The following is a 15,436-nucleotide window of genomic DNA, read 5'->3' on the forward strand; positions in this document are numbered from 1 at the left end:
GACGGCATGGCTACCCTCGATCGGGTGATCTACGCGGCGGCCTCGGCGATCAGCGTGACGAGCGCGGCCGCCTCGGGGATCGCCACGGTGTGCGAGCCCCCGGCCAGTTCGACCGTGCGGCGCGAACCGGCCCGCTCGGCCATGAAGCGGTGCGCGGCCACGGGGATGTTGAGGTCGTCGCTGCCGAACAGGAACCAGGACGGGATCGACTTCCAGGCCGGCTCGCCGGACGCCTCGTTGAGCGCGCCCTCGGTGATCGGCCGCTGGGTCACGGCCCAGACGGCGGCGTCGTCGGCGGACGAGTCGGCCGCGAACTGGTGGTGGTAGACGTCCTGCTTGATGTACAGGTCGGTGCTGCCGTCGGGCAGCTTGACCGGGTTGAGCGTCTCGCCCAGCGTGCTGCCCGGGAACTGGCCGGACAGGGCGGCGGCGCTCTCCCCCGCGTCGGCCGCGAACGCGCCGACGTAGACGAGCGACTTCACGTTCGGGACGCCGGTGGCGGCGTTGGTGATGAGCATGCCGCCGTACGAGTGGCCGACCAGCACGATGTCGCCCGCAATGGACGCGAGCGTGGCCCGCAGGTAGTCGGAGTCGTACTTGACGCCGCGCAGCGGGTTGGCCAGCGCCACCGCCGGGTAGCCGTCGGCCCGCAGCAGCTTGATCACGCCGTCCCAGCTGGCCGACTCGGCGAACGCGCCGTGCACGAGGACGATGGTCGGTTTCATGAGCTTCTCCCCCAGGTTCCGCGATCGGACCCCCTCACCCTGCCCCGCCGGCGCGGCGAAAGGATCCGTACATCCACTGGTTATCGACGAACGTGCCGGGTATCACTCGGACGTACGCCTGGGCGAAAGGAGCACGTCATGACGAATCCCAACAGTCCGCAGGGTCTGCCGGTCGCGGCGGCTGTGGCCGGCGAGTTCGGCGAGGACAACAAGGAGGCGAGTGGCGCCGAGCGCAGCGGGCCCACCGTGGGCGCCGACGACGCCGAGGCCGACGCGGCCCGCTCGGGGGCCGACACCGACGGCGGCCTGCTCGGCGGCGCTTCCGGCGACGCCCATCGCGACTCCGACGGCGTCCCCGTGGGCGAGGACGACCTCGAGGCCGACAAGCGCCGCTCCGGCGCCTAACCGACGATCGCGAGGCCGTGGCCGGTGGTGTTGAGCCGCCGGCCACCGGTCTCGGTGACGGTGACGATGTCCTCGATGCGCACGCCGAACCGGCCGGGCAGATAGATCCCCGGCTCGATCGAGAAGCACATGCCGGGGACGAGCGGCCGCTCCTCACCGCGGACCAGGTAGGGCGGCTCGTGGGTGGTCAGCCCGATCCCGTGCCCGGTGCGGTGGATGAAGAACTCCCCGTACCCGGCGTCCTCGATGAGCTGCCGGGCCACGCGGTCGATCTCCTGGCAGGCGACCCCCGGGCGTACGGCTTCGAAGGCGGCCTGCTGGGCGGCCCGCACGACGTCGAAGACCTCCTGCTCGGGCGCGGACGGCGGTCCGACGTGGACGGTGCGGGTGGTGTCGGAGCCGTAGCCGTCCTTGAGGCCGCCGAAGTCGAGCACGACCATGTCGCCCTCGCGGAGGACCCGGTCGCCGATGTCGTGGTGCGGGTTGGCGCCGTTCGGGCCGGAGGCGACGATCGTGAAGTCGACCTGCTCGTGGCCGTGCTCGCGCAGCAGGCGGGCCAGGTCGGCGGCGACCTGCCGTTCGGTGCGCCCGGCGAAGCGTACGGAAAGGATCTGCTCGTACGTGGCGTCGGCCGCCGCGCCGGCCGCGGCCAGCAACGCGACCTCGGCCTCGTCCTTGACCGCCCGCAGCATGGGCAGCGTCGCGGTCATCGACGTGTAGCGGACTCCCGGCGCCGCCTCCTGCAGGGCGATCAGGTGCATGGCCCACGCCGAGTCCGAGATGGCATGGCGTCCGTCCCGCAGCCGCCCGGCGACGATCGCGTACGGGTCCTCGCCGTCCGGCCAGGCGACGACTTCGAGATCGGGCTGGTCGCCGGGCAGTTCGAGCGCGGGCACGACCAGCGCCGGTTTCGTGGTGGGAGCCGGGCCTGGCACCCCGGCCAGCAGGAGCAGCATCGTGAGTCGCTCGGTGACCGGCGGCCGGTGCCCGGTGAGGTAGACCAGGTCGGGGCCGGGTGTGATCAGCAGCCCGTCCAGGCCGGCCTCCGTGGCCTGCCGCACAGCGTGTCGCATCCGCTCGTTCACGATCGCACCTCCAGCACGTGGAAACCCCAGGCGGGCAGCCCGACGACCAGACCGTCCCGCGCCAGCTCGTCACCGTCCCGGTCGAAGACGCGCCCGTCGAGCAGATCGGTCAGGCGCCACCGCTCCCCCGCCGACGACCACGGCAGCCGTACGCGGGTCCAGATCTCCGCCGCCGCGAAGTTGATCACGATCAGGTGCCGGGAGTCGCGGCCCTCCCACGTCCAGGCCAGCACGTCCGGCGTGTCGAGCAGGTGCCACCGTCCCGCGTCCTTCAGCACGACGAGCCGGTCGTAGAAGTCGCGCAGGTCCTCGTCGACCGGCTCGTCCGGGTAGCGGCCGAGGAAGACGGGCAGCTTGACGCGGCGGCCCTCGAACTGCCCGTCGTGCCAGAGTGTCGAGCCCGGCAGTGTGGCGATCGCGACCGCGGCGGCCTTCCCGCGCGGGCCGGGCAGGGCGGTGGCGGCGCGCGGCTCGTCGTGGTTCTCGACGAAACGCAGGAGCCTGTTCTGGTAGTCGAGCCCGGCCCGCAGGTGGTCGCGGACCGAGGCGGCGTCCTCGTGCGCGAGACGGTCGTACAGGCGCTTGTCGTAACAGAGGTCGAAGCCCTGCCGCTGCAACTCCCACTCGGTGTCCCAGTAGGCCTCGGCGATCAGCAGGAACCCCGGGTGCTCGGCCCGCAGCGCCGCGATGATGCCGGGCCAGAACTCGGCCTCCGGGCGCGGGCCGGCGCGGTCACCCCAGGTCCCGCCGAAGATGTCGTTGAAGACCAGCATGGCCATGTCGCAGCGCAGCCCGTCGCACTGCCCGGCGATGTCGAGCAGGGTCGCCGCGGTCGCCTCGCGCAGCCCCGGGTCGAACGCGTTGAGCTGCGCGACGTCGGGCCAGGGCGGGAAGTACGGGTCACGGCCGCGCGCGATGACACGGTCGCCCGCGGCGAACCAGCCCCCAGGATCGGCGGCCAGGTCCTCGGCGGTGCCGTTGATGAACCAGCCGGGATGCTCGGTGACCGCCGGGTGGTCGGGCGCGACATGGTTGGGAACGTAGTCGAGGATCAGCTTGAGGTTCCGCTTGCGCAGCTCGGCGCGGGCCGCGGCCAGCCCGCCGGCCCCACCGAGACGCTCGTCGACCTGATAGCGGCGGACGCAGTAGGGCGAACCGACGAGGTCCTGCCCGGACAGATCAGGCAGCGCGGCGCGGAAGTCCCGCTGGAGGCCCGCGTCGCCACGAGCGACAGCCACCCCGGCCGGGCTGCGCTCCCAGACCCCCATCAGCCAGACGGCGTCGAAGCCGATCAGCCTGTCCCACACCTCGGCGGGCACGTCGGCCAGGCCGCGCACCCCCAGCCCGGCCAGCCAGGGCCACGTGTTGATCTCGTAGACCGCCGTCATCTCGTCAGCTCCTTGAACGCCTCGACCGCGTCGTCCACCGTCGGGTAGAAATGCGCCGGGTCGATCGTGCGGGTCAGCTCGTACCGGTCGATCTTCTCCCGGACCGGATGCTTCAGCTCGGCGAACACCAGAGAGATGCCCTGGGCGTTGAGCTCCTCGTCGAGTTCCTCGAGCATGTCGGCCGCCGTCGTGTCGACGTCGGTGATCGGCTCGGCCGCGACGACGATCCAGCGTGGTGACTGCTTCGCAAGGCGGCGGACCTCCTCGCGGAAGGTGCGGGCGTTGGCGAAGATGAGCGGCGCGTCGAACCGCCAGACGATCAAACCCTCGGTCTGGACGGCGGCCGGGTACTGGCGCAGGTCGTGGTAACCGTCCACGCCGTCCGGCTTTCCGAGGACCGTACGGTAGGGCCACCACGCCCGGCGGAACACGTTGAGCACCGAGAGCGCGACGGCGACGGCGATGCCCGGCAGCACCCCCAGCACTGCCACCCCGACGAACGCGGCCACAGCCAGGGCGAACTCGACGCGCCGCTGCTTCCAGAGCCGGACCATGCCCCGGACATCGAGCAGCCCGAGCGAGGCCGCGACGACCACGGCCGCGAGCATGGGCTGCGGCAGGTCCTTGAGCAACCCCGGCACGAACAGCAGCAGCAACGTGATCGCCGCCGCCCCGACCAGCCCCGTGACCTGCGATTTGGCCCCGGCCGCGGCCGCGACGGCCGTACGCGACCCGCTGGTGCTGACCGGGAAACCCTGGAACAGCCCGGCGGCCAGGTTGGCCGCTCCGATGCCGGCCATCTCCTGGTTGCCGCGCACCTCCTCGCCGGCCCGGGCGGCGAAGGTGGAGGCGGTGGAGATGGTGTCGGTGACCGAGACCAGCGTGATGCCGACCGCCGCCGCCGCGAGCATCCCCAGCTCGCCCATCGAGACCAGCGGAAACGTGAACGGCGGGAACCCCTGCGGCAGGGGCCCGACCACGTCGACGTCGGCCGGCCCGAGCAGCGTGACCGCCGCGATGGCTCCGGCCACGGCCACCAGGATGCCCGGCACCCTGGGCAGGAACTTCTGCAGCACCAGGATGACGGCCAGTCCCCCGGCGCCGATGGCGACTGCCGCCGGCACGGTGTCCCCCAGCCCCGTGACGAAGCCGGCGATGTCGGCGAAAAGCCCGTCCCCCTCGACGGAGAAGCCGAACAGCTTGGGCAGCTGCCCGAAGAAGATGGTGACCGCGAGCCCGTTGATGTAACCCAGCTGAGTCGGATGCGACAACAGATCGGCGACGAAGCCCAGCCTGGCCACGGCCGCCACCGTCATGAACAACCCCACGAGCAACGCCAGCACCGAGGCGAGCGCCACCGCCTTGCCCGGATCCCCGTCGGCCAGCACGACCGGCACCACGACGGCCGCGATCATCGGCCCCAGCGCCGAGTCGGGCCCCAGCACGAGCACCTTCGAAGGTCCGAAGACGGCGTACGCGAGAAGGCACAGGATCGACGTGTAGAGCCCGGTGATGGCCGGCAGCCCGGCCAGCTCCGCGTACGCCATACCTTGCGGCACGAGCAACGCGGTCAGCACCAGCCCGGCGACGACGTCGCGGGGCAGCCAGCGGACCTGATAGCTCGCAGCGGCCTGGATCCCCGGAACCCACTCAGCACCGCGCACGCTGCCACCCTAAGGGGTGATCACCCCCGGGCTGCTTCGTCCGCCTTCATCGCGTCAGTCGTAGACCAGTTCCCACCACTGCCAGCCGTCCGGTGCGGGCTCCCACGACGGGTCCGGCAGCCAGCCGGCCGGGGGTGTCCAGCCCGCCGGCGGGGCCGGCCAGCCCGGTGGCACGGCGAAACGGACACCCGTGGGAGCCGGCGGGACGGGACCGTGTTCCCTCTTGCCCAGGACGACCGGAACGCGCTCCCCGAGCCAGCTCTCCGGCAGTTCGTGGGCGCGGACGACGTACAGGACGACCTCGGTCTTGATGCGGTTGCCCTTGACCCTGGCCCGCACCGCCGTGGTCGAGCCGAGCTCGGCGAGGTGATGGACAGCCGGCAGCAGCTCGCTGCTCATCTTCGGGCTCAGCTGACCGACGCGCACCCCGTCGAGCCGTACCTCGACGAGGGCCTTCGAGGTGCGGGCCGTCTGCTCCGTGATCTCGTGCAGGGTGGCGTGGACCCAGCACTCCCCCTCGGGACGCAGGTAGGGCGTCAGCTCGGCCAGATGCTTCTCCTCGCCGGCCACCTGGATGGCGTTCCCGGCCGGCAGCAGCCGGTGGGCCTCGCTCGGTGGCAGGTTGGCCGGCACGATCAGGTGCGGCTCGGCCAGGTCGAGTTGTATCGAGCCACGAAAGGTCGGTCGCCGGCCCTCGAAGTCGTCCCACTCGGCGCCCCACACCCGCGCGGTGACCTGCGGCGCCCACCCGCTGTCGACCAGTTGAGTGAGGACCGGCGCATACCGGGCGGCCTCCTCCCGCGGCAGGTAACCGACGAGTCCTCCCCGGATCCAGACGCCGACCGCATTGCTGTCGTGGCGGTTGCCCGGCTCGGGCACCAGAAGGGCCGGTTCGAAGATCTCGGACCCGTGCGGCTTGAAGTCCTTGCCGAACAGGGCTCGGATCGCGGTCGCCCGATGCGACTCCCCGGCGACGTCCGCGTGCGGGTAGCCGCGCTGTCCCCACAGCTCAAAAGCGATGGCCATCAGCGAACCGTAGGGGTTCAGGTGCACTGCGGCCTGGGGCCTTCGGACGGCAGGTGAACGCCGATCATCCGAGTTTGCTTAACGTGCGACAACAGCGCTTCTCAATGGCGCGATCGAGCTGACGAATCGTGTACTCGCGGCCTGGAAACGGTCTACGAACAGGCCGCCCAGTGAGCCAGGCGCCACCTGCTTCGCGCTCAGTAGCCGGCGTCGTCCAGGGCCTTCGTCGTCAAGGATCGGCCCAGGACGACCAGGTCGGCGGCTCGGTGGAAGTCCAGGATGCCGCTCGCGCTGACCGGGACGGCGATGTGGATGTCCGGGGGCAGGCCGGCCATCCGGTAGCGGGCGATCAAGTCCTGCATGGCGTCCAGCGACAGGCCGAGCACGGTGCCGATGCGCAGGTCCTCGGGCAACGCGGCCGCCTTGGGCTCGCGGGTGTGCAGCACCTGGCGCAGGCGGCCCCGCCAGTCCTCGACCCACTGCGGGGCCGCGGCGGCGCGTACGGGGCTGGCGGGCTCCTGAGCCGGGCGCGGCGCCTGCAGGGAGACGGCGACGGTGAGGTCGGCGCCGGAGGCCGCGGTCGGCTCGATGGGGACGGGGTTGAGCAGGCCGCCGTCGGCGAGCAGGCGGCCGTCGACCACGACCGGGGTGATGACGCCGGGGATGGCTACGGAGGCTCTGATCGCCGTGCGCAGCAGGCCCTTCTGGAACCACACCTCGCGCCGGGCTTCGATGTCGGTGGCCACCGCCGTGTACGGGATGGGGAGGTTCTCGATCTCGATGTCGGTGAGGAACTCGTTCAGGTGGTTGATCAGGCGGTCGGCGCCCATCGCGCCGGCGGCGGCCCACTTGGGGTCGATCAGGCGGAGGACGTCGCGTTGTTTGAGGGCCACGGCCCAGTCCTTGAACGCCTTGAGGCGGCCGGCGGCCATGACCCCGCCGACCAGCGCGCCCATCGAGGAGCCGGCGACGGCGGAGACCTCGAAGCCGCGTTCCTCGAGCACCTCGATGGCGCCGATGTGCGCGAAACCTCTCGCCCCACCGGACCCCAGGGCCAGCGCCACCCGCCGTGACATGCCCCGATGCTAGCGGGTCCGGGGCGCCACGAACCTCGGTAGCGCCCCGGACCTGCAGTTTCAGGCGGGGACGGCGCTGATGGGCTCGCCGAACAGAAGCTCGTCGTCGCCGGCGTCGATCACGACCCGCTGGCCGGGGCGCAGCTCGTTGACGAGGATCTTCTCGGCCAGGGCGTCCTCGACCTCGCGCTGGATGGTGCGGCGCAGCGGCCGGGCGCCCATCGACGGGTCGAAGCCCTTCCGGGCCAGATAGGCGCGGGCCGCGTCGGTCAGTTCCAGCGTCAGGTCCTTGTTGCGCAATTGGGCGTCGATGCGGGCCATCAGCACGTCGACGATGCGGAGCACCTCGTTCTCGGTCAGTTGCGGGAAGACGATCGTGTCGTCGACGCGGTTGAGGAATTCGGGGCGGAAATGCTCCTTCAAGGCGTCGCCGACCTGATTCTTCAGGCGGTCGTAGGTCGCGGTGGCGCCGTTCGACGACTGGAAGCCGACCGGGCCGGACGCGGCGGCGCGCATGCCGAGATTGGTCGTCATGATGATGACCGTGTTCTTGAAGTCGACGATCCGGCCCTGGCCGTCGGTCAGCCGGCCGTCCTCGAGAATCTGCAGCAGCGTGTTGAAGACGTCGGGGTGGGCCTTCTCGATCTCGTCGAAGAGCACCACCGAGAACGGCTTGCGCCGCACCTTCTCGGTGAGCTGGCCGCCCTCGTCGTGGCCGACATATCCGGGTGGCGCCCCGACCAGGCGGGAAACGGTCGCGTGGTCGTGGAACTCCGACATGTCGAGCTGGATCAGCGCGTCCTCGGAGTCGAACAGGAAGGCGGCCAGTGCCCGGGCCAGCGACGTTTTCCCGACCCCGGACGGGCCGGCGAAGATGAACGAGCCGGAGGGCCGTCTGGGGTCTTTCAAACCGGCCCGGGTACGCCGGATGGCGCGCGACACCGCGGCGACCGCGGCGTCCTGGCCGATGACCCGCTTGTGCAGTTCGTCCTCCATGCCGAGCAGCCGGGTGGATTCCTCCTCGGTCAGTTTGCGAACGGGCAGACCCGTCCAGCCGGCCAGCACCTCGGCGATCTGTTCGTCCCCGACCTCCCGGGTCTCCCCGGTGTCCGGCGGCCGGATGTGCAGGCGGGCGCCGGCCTCGTCGATCAAGTCGATCGCCTTGTCGGGCAGGAACCGGTCGGCGACGTACCGGTCGGCCAGGGTCACGGCCGCGGTCAGCGCGCTGTCGGTGTAGGTGACCCGGTGATGGGCCTCGTACCGGTCGCGCAGGCCCTTGAGGATCTCGATCGTCTGGGCGTACGTGGGCTCCTCGATCGGCACGGCCTGGAAGCGCCGGGCCAGGGCCGCGTCCTTCTCGAAGTATTTGCGGTACTCGGTCGTGGTGGTGGCGCCGATCGTGCGCAGTTCACCCCGGGCCAGCATCGGCTTGAGAATGCTGGCCGCGTCGATCGCGCCCTCGGCGGCGCCGGCCCCGACCAGCTGATGGATCTCGTCGATGAACAGGATGATGTCGCCCCGGGTGCGGCATTCCTTGACGACCTTCTTGAGCCGTTCCTCGAAATCTCCGCGATAGCGCGAGCCGGCCACCAGCGAGCTCATGTCGAGGGTGTGGACCTGCTTGTCGCGCAACGATTCCGGCACCCGGCCGCGGGCGATCAGCTGGGCCAGACCGTCCACCACGGCGGTCTTGCCGACACCGGGCTCGCCGAGCAGGACCGGGTTGTTCTTCGTGCGGCAGGAAAGCACCACCATGACCCGTTCGATCTCGCGGTCGCGGCCGATGACCGGGTCGAGCTTTCCGTCCCGGGCCCGCCGGGTCAGGTTCTCGCCGAATTGCTCGAGCAGCGTCGAGGGAATGGCCGGGGCGACCGCCGGTTCCGACGACGGGGCCTCGGCCACAAGCGTGCGCACTTCCTGGCGTACGCGGGAAGGGTCTGCTCCGAGAACCTGCAGGGCGACGCCTTCGCCCTCACGGATCAGGCCGAGCAGAAGGTGTTCGGTGCCGATGTGGTTGTGGCCGAGTTGCAGGGCTTCCCGCAATGCCAGTTCGAGCACTTTCTTGGCCCGTGGCGTGAACGGCATGTGCCCGCCCGGCGATGACGCGCCCAGGCCGACTTTGTCCTCGACCCTCGTCCGTACGGCCGGGAGGGTGACCCCGGCGGTCTGCAGGGCCTTGGCCGCCACGCCCTCTCCTTCGTGGAGAAGGCCGAGCAGAAGGTGCTCGGTGCCGATGTAGCTGTGGTTGAGAAGGCGGGCTTCCTCCTGGGCGAGCACCACCACTCGACGGGCACGGTCGGTGAATCGTTCGAACACGACAATCACGTCCTCGCGGCGAGGGCCCACGCACCCCACCGGCAGGCGCGCGGAAACGCGATCGGGTGGAGTGCGCTGAGTCGAAGCCTCTTGGCGTGAAGGCGGGGCCCGCGTGGGGGGCCTCGCGACGCTCGTGCAGGCGCGGCTGCCCCCTCACGATACAACGGGTGGTCCTACGATGACCGGAAGGAGGACGCGATGACCGGGACAACACGACGCCGACCAGCCGGGGACCGTGCTCGCCGCCGGGCCGTCCGCGCGCTGGCCGCCCAGCTCGGAGTGGCTTATTCGGTCGCCGCGCGCCTGCTGGCCGACGACCACCGGCAGTCGCTGTTCGCCCAGCGCGAACAGCGCCCGTTCCACGCCCGGGTCCGCGACACGCGCGAGGCGGTGCAGCTTCCCCTGGGCCGGGCGGCTCACCTGACGGCTCGTTTCCCGCGGTTGCGAACCCCGGCCGGGGTGGTCTACGACGGTGGTCACCGGGAGACTGTCCTGGCCATGCTCTACGCCGTGCTCCTGCACGAGTCGCCGGCGCTGAAGCCCGCGCCGGACGAGCTGTCGTGGGTGGCCGAGCTGGGCGAGGAGGCCGCCGTCGACATCACCTGCGGGGCGCTCGACCGCGCGGCCCGCCGGCTGCTCGACGAGGATTCCTGGCGCCTGTGGAACCGCGTCGAGGCCGCCCTGACGGCCGGCGAGAACGGCGACGACCGGCGCGTACGGGACGCGGCGATCACCCTCGGCCGGGAGCTGCGCGCGGTCAGCCTGCGGGGTTCGGTGCCCGGCGCCCGGCAGACGCTGGACGCGGTGCTCGTCGGGCCCTTCCACGGGCCGACGCCGGGCGCGCGGATCCGCGCCGGAGGCCGCCCGGCCACCGTGGTCGGCGTCCGCTGGCCGGTCACCGGCCCACCGGTCGCCTACGAGGTCCGTGACGAGACCGGCCCGGCCACGCGCGTCGTCCCGGCCGACCCCGCCGACCAGGACGAGCCGATCGGGGTCTGACCGGCTACTCGATCACCCGGGCCTGGTAATCGGCCAGCCGGGGAACGTCACCGAGGGCCGGGTGGATCTCTCCGGCGGCGTACGGCAACGCGTGCTGCAGCAGGTCGGCGGGCGTGCCGGCCCGGTCGGCGAGCCAGGTGACCCAGTCCGGCAGCAGGGCGGCCACCCGGTCGGCGTAGCCCGCTTCGAACTCCTCACCGCAGATCAGCCGGACGTGCGCCACCCGGTGCGGTGAACAGCAGTGATAAAGCTCCGACACGTCGGCGGGCCAGATCTCGGCCAAAGCCTCGGCCAGGTCGTCGAGATCGTCCGGGGCGGCCTCGGCCGGGCGGTTCCGCTGCCACGCGACGAAGTCCGCCGCATCGGGCCGGCCGGGGACGGCCGGCCGCACCGGGTAGGACGAGGCATCGTCGAGCAGAGCCTCGGCCAGCCGGCGGCTGCGGAAGTACTCGGCGTGCTGGGCGATCGTCTCGGCGCCGACGGCCAGTAGTCCTTCGACGCGGGGCAGGATGCTCTCGAGCAGCAGCCCGTCGTCGATACCGGCCCACTCGGCGTCACCGGCCGCGAAGTCTCCGACGCCGGCTCGCCACGCGTCGAGCGCCTCCGCGGGTGAGCTGTGGAAGCCGCTGTGCACGGTGATCGGGCGGTACGTGCAGACGTCGATGTCCCACAGATACCAGCGCTCCCCGAACCGAGCGAGCACCGCTATGCGGCTGCCGTAGCGGTCCCGGGCCCACCGGACGTCGCCGGTCGCCGGAGCCACCTCGGTGAGCGCCGGCAGACCGCCGCCACCGGGCAGCCGGCGAAGATCGTCGACCGGCGTGCCCATGCGCTCGATCAACCCGACCGGCACGGTCGAGAGCGTGGTGTCCAGAATCTTCCACGCTGCCGCGACCGGTTCACCGCCCAGTAGCGCGGCCTTCACGGCCGCGGCCGCGGACCCGACCAGGGAGACGGCGAAGTCTTCGGCCCCGACGTACTGCTCGACGGGCCGCTGGACCAACTCGTGGAGCACCGGCCCGAGCCGCGCGCAGAGCTCATCCTGGAGAGCGTCCTGGTCCCTGGTCGCGGCGCCCGCTGCGAGTTCACCGATCAGCGCGTCCGCCACGGGACGACCCAGCTCGACCCGTCTGGTTCTGACGCGCCCGGCCCCGTCGAGGACGTCGAGGAGGTCACGGGCCGCGCTCGTCTGCTTCGACGAGGATCGACGCCGGTTCGTCTTGGTCTTGCGCTTACGCGACACGGGCATCGAAGAATCCTAGCCAGCGCGGCGATCGTGTCCCCCTTTCGCGTGACCGGCCGCCGGTCTCAGCGGGGCAGGGTGGGCAGGGCTTCGGTGAGCATCGGGCGCCAGTCGGACAGGGGGGCGACGTCGGTGGCGGCCCAGCTGTCGTGGGACAGGACGCTGTACGCCGGGCGGCGGGCCGGGCGGGGGAAACGGTCGCTGGTGGTCGGGCGGACCCGGGCCGGGTCGAGGCCGGCCTGTTCGAAGACGGCTCGGGCCAGGCCGAACCACGTGGTCGAGCCGGCCGCCGTGCCGTGGTGGACGCCCGGCCGGGCGCCGGAACGGGCCAGGGCGACCACCTGCCGGGCCAGCGCCCACGACCAGGTGGGCGGGCCCGTCTGGTCGTCGACGACGTCGACCGTGTCGCGCTCCGCGGCCAGCCGCAGCATGGTCCGGACGAAGTTGGGGCCGTGGGCACCGTACAGCCAGGCCGTGCGGACGACCGAGCCGCCCGCTTCGAGGGCGAGGCGCTCCCCCAGGGCCTTGCCGCGGCCGTAGGCGTTGACCGGCGACGGCGGTGCGTCCGAGGCGTACGGGGTGGTGGCTCGGCCGTCGAAGACGTAGTCGGTGGAGATGTGGATCAGCCGGGGCGAGGCCAGATGGCGGACGGCGTGGCCGTTGATCGCGGTGGCCGCCTCCTCGGCGGTCTCGGCGCCGTCGACGTCGGTCCACGCCGCGGCGTTGAGCACGAAACGGTCGCCGTCGATCGCGGCGCGCACCGCGGCCGGGTCGGTGATGTCGAGCTGGGCCCGGGTTGCCGCGACCACGTCGGTCTCGCCGGCCTCGGCCAGGGCGGCGCACAGGTCGTGGCCGAGCAGGCCGCCGGCCCCGGTGACGAGCCAGCGCATCAGGCCGCGCCCCGGGCCTTGAGCGGCTCCCACCAGGCTCGGTTGTCGCGATACCAGGCGACCGTGGCGGCGAGTCCCTCGTCGAGGCCGACCCGCGGGGCGTAGCCGAGCTCCTCGCTGATCTTCGTGATGTCCAGTGAGTAGCGGCGGTCGTGGCCCTTGCGGTCGGCCACCGGGCGCACCCGGTCCCAGCCGGCGCCGCAGGCTTCGAGCAGACGGCCGGTCAGTTCGCGGTTGGTCAGTTCGGTGCCGCCGCCGATGTTGTAGACCTCGCCGGCGCGGCCCTTCTCCAGCACCAGTTGGATGCCGCGGCAGTGGTCGGAGACGTGCAGCCAGTCGCGCACGTTGCCGCCGTCGCCGTAGAGCGGGATCTGCTCGCCGTCCAGCAGGTTGGTGATGAAGAGCGGGATGACCTTCTCCGGGAACTGGTGGTGTCCGTAGTTGTTGGAGCACCGGGTGACGACGACGTCCAGGCCGTGGGTCCGGTGGGCGGCCAGGGCGAGCAGGTCGGAGCCGGCCTTGGACGCCGCGTAGGGCGAATTCGGGTCCAGCGGCCAGGTTTCGGTCCACGAGCCCTCGTCGATCGAGCCGTACACCTCGTCGGTGGAGACGTGCACGAAACGCCCGACGCCGGCGGCCCGCGCCGCGTCGAGCAACGCCTGGGTGCCGAGCACGTTCGTTCGCACGAAGGGCATCGCGCCGGTAATCGACCGATCCACGTGCGATTCGGCCGCGAAGTGGACAACCGCGTCGTGACCGGGAAGAAGCTCGCGCACCAGGTGGTCATCGGCGATATCGCCACGGACGAACCGTAAACGGGGGTGTTCCTGCGGGAGGTTGTCTCGATTGCCCGAATAGGACAGTAGATCGAGGACGGTCACCGTCGTTTTGTCATCGTCCAGGAGGCCACGGACATAAGCCGATCCGATGAAACCGGCGCCACCGGTCACAAAAATGTGCACGGCTGGCGAGTGTAGACAGGGTGGGAGCGCTGCGTAACCTTCGGTCGTGCGCGGAATTCTGCTCGCCGGGGGAACCGGCTCGCGACTCTGGCCCCTTACCATCGCGACGTCGAAGCAGCTGATGCCGATCTTCGACAAACCGATGATCTACTACCCACTGACCACGCTCGTGTCCGCCGGCATCCGGGAGATCCTGGTCATCACCACACCGGACGACCAGCCGCTCTTCCGGCGCCTGCTGGGCGACGGCAGCCGCTTCGGGCTGTCGTTGTCGTACGCGGAGCAGGCCGAACCGAACGGCATCGCCGAGGCCTTCCGGATCGGCGCCGACTTCATCGGCGACGAACCGGTCGCGTTGATCCTGGGCGACAACATCTTCCACGGCGTCGGTCTGGGCCGGCAGCTCGCCCGGTTCCGCGATCCGGCCGGCGGCCGGGTCTTCGCCTATCCGGTGGCCGACCCCGAGCGGTACGGGGTGGTCGAGTTCGACGACGACCGGCGGGTCGTCTCGATCGAGGAGAAGCCGGAGAAGCCCAAGAGCACGTACGTGGTGCCGGGGCTCTACTTCTACGATGCCGAGGTGGTCGCCATCGCCGACAAGCTCGAGCCCAGTGCCCGCGGCGAGCTCGAGATCACCGCGGTCAACGAGGAGTACCTGCGGCGCGGCCGGCTCGACGTGACCGTCCTCGAGCGGGGCACGGTGTGGCTCGACACCGGCACGTTCCAGTCGATGGTGCAGGCGTCGGAGTACGTCCGCGTCATCGAGGAGCGGCAGGGCCTCAAGATCGGCTGCGTGGAGGAGGCGGCCTGGCGGCTGGGCTTCATCTCCGACGAAGAAGTGCGCGGCCTGGCCGGCCCGTTGATGAAGAGCGGGTACGGCGAGTACCTCGTCCGGCTGCTCGACGGCGGTGTGCGATGAAGGTCCGTCCGCTGTCCATCGAGGGCGCGTACGAGGTGACGCCGGCCCAGCACGGCGACGCCCGCGGCGTGTTCCTCGAGTGGTACCGCTTCGACGCGCTGGCCGCCGCCGTCGGTCACCCGCTCGATCTGGCCCAGGCCAACCTGTCCACCTCGGCCCGCGATGTGGTGCGGGGCATCCATTTCGCCGACGTGCCACCGGGACAGGCCAAGTACGTCACCTGTGTGGCCGGGGCCGTGCTGGACGTGGTGGTGGATCTGCGGGTCGGCTCGCCCACGTTCGGCGCCTGGGAGTCGGTGCTGCTCGACGACGCCGACCGGCGGGCGGTCTACCTGGCCGAGGGGCTGGGGCACGCGTTCTGCTCGCTCACCGACGGCGCCACCGTGGCCTATCTCTGCTCGAGCACCTATCGCCCCGGGCACGAGCACGGCGTCGACCCGCTCGATCCCGAACTCGGCATCGTCTGGCCGGCCGCGGTACCGCTGATGTCCACGAAGGACAGTGCGGCGCCTTCGCTGGCCGAGGCTCGGGCGACCGGATTGCTGCCGACTTATGAAGAGTGTGGACAGTACGTGAAAACACTTCGTCGTGATGCTGACAGCCCCGTTTCCGTCACAGATGATTGACCGCCGACATCCGCTGTAGTAAGCGTTCGGAGCGGCGACGGCTATTGCGGCACGGTGTGCGCCGGTAATGCCGATAGTCCGATGTGAACACATTGGACGCGAACGGTTCTCA

General features: G+C 71.1%; 14 protein-coding genes. 4 read left to right on the top strand and 10 right to left on the bottom strand.

Features of this window, described 5'->3' with window-relative positions; all coding sequences use genetic code 11:
* Positions 1–29: 29 nt before the first annotated feature.
* Entirely contained in the window at positions 30–725 is a 696-nt protein-coding gene (locus tag HJC40_RS20690) for an alpha/beta fold hydrolase (RefSeq protein WP_250002905.1), read from the bottom strand.
* Positions 726–863: 138 nt separating this feature from the next.
* Here HJC40_RS20690 and HJC40_RS20695 point away from each other — a divergent pair, with 138 nt between their 5' ends.
* The gene (locus HJC40_RS20695; protein ID WP_250002906.1) at positions 864–1,130 is read left to right on the top strand and encodes a hypothetical protein; all 267 of its coding nucleotides are present in this window, start codon (positions 864–866) and stop codon (positions 1,128–1,130) included.
* On the opposite strand, the gene HJC40_RS20700 is transcribed toward HJC40_RS20695, so the two are convergent.
* The 6 genes from HJC40_RS20700 to HJC40_RS20725 form a co-directional block, all read right to left on the bottom strand.
* Complete coding sequence (locus HJC40_RS20700) at positions 1,127–2,203, bottom strand: aminopeptidase P family protein (RefSeq protein WP_284043516.1); 1,077 nt, start codon at positions 2,201–2,203, stop codon at positions 1,127–1,129. The two genes, HJC40_RS20695 and HJC40_RS20700, sit on opposite strands and share 4 nt — an antisense overlap.
* Positions 2,204–2,211: 8 nt before the next feature.
* The gene (locus HJC40_RS20705) at positions 2,212–3,603 is read right to left on the bottom strand and encodes an alpha-amylase family glycosyl hydrolase (protein WP_250002908.1); all 1,392 of its coding nucleotides are present in this window, start codon (positions 3,601–3,603) and stop codon (positions 2,212–2,214) included.
* Positions 3,600–5,267, bottom strand: a complete 1,668-nt coding sequence (locus tag HJC40_RS20710; RefSeq protein WP_250002909.1) for a sulfate permease — start codon at positions 5,265–5,267, stop codon at positions 3,600–3,602. The genes HJC40_RS20705 and HJC40_RS20710 overlap by 4 nt, the downstream gene beginning before the upstream one ends.
* A gap of 54 nt (positions 5,268–5,321) precedes the next feature.
* Positions 5,322–6,293: an HIRAN domain-containing protein gene (locus tag HJC40_RS20715; RefSeq protein ID WP_250002910.1), complete on the bottom strand. Its 972-nt coding sequence runs from the start codon at positions 6,291–6,293 to the stop codon at positions 5,322–5,324.
* A gap of 197 nt (positions 6,294–6,490) precedes the next feature.
* Positions 6,491–7,369: a patatin-like phospholipase family protein gene (locus HJC40_RS20720; RefSeq protein ID WP_250002911.1), complete on the bottom strand. Its 879-nt coding sequence runs from the start codon at positions 7,367–7,369 to the stop codon at positions 6,491–6,493.
* Positions 7,370–7,429: 60 nt separating this feature from the next.
* Complete coding sequence (locus tag HJC40_RS20725; protein WP_250002912.1) at positions 7,430–9,685, bottom strand: ATP-dependent Clp protease ATP-binding subunit; 2,256 nt, start codon at positions 9,683–9,685, stop codon at positions 7,430–7,432.
* A 198-nt stretch (positions 9,686–9,883) separates the two neighbouring features.
* On the opposite strand from HJC40_RS20725, the gene HJC40_RS20730 reads away from it, so the two are divergent.
* Positions 9,884–10,684: a hypothetical protein gene (locus HJC40_RS20730; RefSeq protein WP_250002913.1), complete on the top strand. Its 801-nt coding sequence runs from the start codon at positions 9,884–9,886 to the stop codon at positions 10,682–10,684.
* A 4-nt stretch (positions 10,685–10,688) separates the two neighbouring features.
* Here HJC40_RS20730 and HJC40_RS20735 read toward each other — a convergent pair whose 3' ends face one another.
* The 3 genes from HJC40_RS20735 to rfbB are packed head-to-tail and all read right to left on the bottom strand — an operon-like array spanning position 10,689 to position 13,779.
* A complete protein-coding gene (locus HJC40_RS20735; RefSeq protein WP_250002914.1) occupies positions 10,689–11,933 on the bottom strand; it encodes a hypothetical protein in 1,245 nt (414 codons plus the stop codon).
* A 59-nt stretch (positions 11,934–11,992) separates the two neighbouring features.
* Positions 11,993–12,817, bottom strand: a complete 825-nt coding sequence (rfbD, locus tag HJC40_RS20740; protein WP_250002915.1) for a dTDP-4-dehydrorhamnose reductase — start codon at positions 12,815–12,817, stop codon at positions 11,993–11,995.
* On the bottom strand, positions 12,817–13,779 hold the full coding sequence (gene rfbB / locus HJC40_RS20745) for a dTDP-glucose 4,6-dehydratase (RefSeq protein ID WP_250002916.1): 963 nt from the start codon (positions 13,777–13,779) through the stop codon (positions 12,817–12,819). The genes rfbD and rfbB overlap by 1 nt, the downstream gene beginning before the upstream one ends.
* A 46-nt stretch (positions 13,780–13,825) precedes the next feature.
* Between rfbB and rfbA the strand changes: the two genes are divergently transcribed.
* Positions 13,826–14,698, top strand: a complete 873-nt coding sequence (rfbA, locus tag HJC40_RS20750) for a glucose-1-phosphate thymidylyltransferase RfbA (protein ID WP_250002917.1) — start codon at positions 13,826–13,828, stop codon at positions 14,696–14,698.
* The gene (locus HJC40_RS20755; RefSeq protein ID WP_250002918.1) at positions 14,695–15,324 is read left to right on the top strand and encodes a dTDP-4-dehydrorhamnose 3,5-epimerase family protein; all 630 of its coding nucleotides are present in this window, start codon (positions 14,695–14,697) and stop codon (positions 15,322–15,324) included. The genes rfbA and HJC40_RS20755 overlap by 4 nt, the downstream gene beginning before the upstream one ends.
* Positions 15,325–15,436 lie beyond the last annotated feature (112 nt).

Origin of the sequence: Actinoplanes sp. M2I2 (assembly GCF_023544445.1) — a bacterium.
Taxonomy (GTDB): domain Bacteria; phylum Actinomycetota; class Actinomycetes; order Mycobacteriales; family Micromonosporaceae; genus Actinoplanes.